Genomic DNA, 1,088 nt, shown 5'->3' with positions numbered 1-1,088 from the left:
GTCAAACGCTTCTGCCAGAAAACAATGAGGCGAACTTCGGATTCAGGTGACTAGGCTCAGGACTCATTGATCAGAGCCAGAAGATGACGGTGGCGGCGAGAGTGATGGCGGACATGAAGGTATGCGCGCATCGATCGTAGCGTGTGTGGATGCGGCGCCAGTCCTTGAGGCGTCCAAACATGATCTCGATCTTGTGGCGGCGGCGATAGAGCGCCGCGTCGTGCGGGATCTGGATCTTGCGATTGGCTTTGGACGGGATGCAGGCGGTGATGTTTAGATCGGCGAGCGCTTGGCGCAGCCAGTCGGCATCATGGCCTTTGTCGCCGAGCAGCACCTTGGTCCTGGGCAGCACCGGGAGGATGAGCGCAGCGCCTTTGCAATCGCTCCTCTGGCCCTCGCTCAGCAGCATGACGCGCGGGCGGCCGCGATCATCGCAGACGGCATGCAGCTTGGAGTTCAGGCCGCTTTTGGTGCGTCCGATACGGCGGGGAACATCCCCTTTTCAAGCAGGCTTGCCGCCGTGCGATGTGCCTTCAGATGCGTGGCATCGATCATCAACTGATCCGATCGACCGCCCTTGGCGGCGAGCGCCTCAAAAATGCGATTGAACACACCCAGTCGGCTCCAGCGGATGAAGCGGTTGTCGATCGTCTTGTGCGGCCCGTATCCCGCCGGTGCATCGCACCAGCGCAGGCCGTTCCTGATCACGTAAATGATGCCGCTGATGATACGGCGATCATCGACCCGCGGGATACCGTGCGACAGCGGGAAATACGGCTCGATCCGACGCATCTGCGCCGCTGACAACAGGACCAGATCATTCACGGTAACGCCTCCTTGCGCCGCCATTGAATCAATCCGCACCTATCCGCGCAAGTGAATTAATGGGTCCTGAGCCTAGGTGTTTGGTCCCGACGATTGATGGTGCATCATCCACAGGCGAGTGGAAGGAAGCGCTATGGGTCAGGTTCTGCACGGGAGCGCCACCACGACAGAGGTCGTGCGTCGAGCGATACAGCATAGTAAAGCCTGTCCTGAGAGCCCGACCGAAAATTGAGTTGAGCGATTTCAGCAGCTTGTGATTCACC

The 1,088-nt window shown here is 59.5% G+C and carries 2 protein-coding genes; both read right to left on the bottom strand.

Annotation, left to right across the window (positions count from 1 at the left end; all coding sequences use genetic code 11):
- Positions 1–70: 70 nt before the first annotated feature.
- Positions 71–825, bottom strand: a protein-coding gene (locus tag IFT82_RS20300) for an IS5 family transposase (RefSeq protein WP_192129940.1) whose coding sequence is annotated in 2 segments (ribosomal slippage) — positions 71–492 and positions 492–825 — 756 coding nt in all. Because the reading frame shifts where the segments join, the coding sequence is not laid out codon by codon here.
- Positions 826–853: 28 nt separating this feature from the next.
- Positions 854–1,088, bottom strand: a 235-nt coding sequence (locus tag IFT82_RS20665) for a hypothetical protein (protein ID WP_207105861.1), incomplete at its 5' end; no start/stop codon positions are given.

The sequence above is a fragment of the Sphingomonas sp. CFBP 8760 genome (genome assembly GCF_014841615.1).
Taxonomy (GTDB): Bacteria; Pseudomonadota; Alphaproteobacteria; order Sphingomonadales; family Sphingomonadaceae; genus Sphingomonas.
Note: the sequence above shows the minus strand (reverse complement) of the source record. Positions and strands in the feature narration are given on the sequence as shown.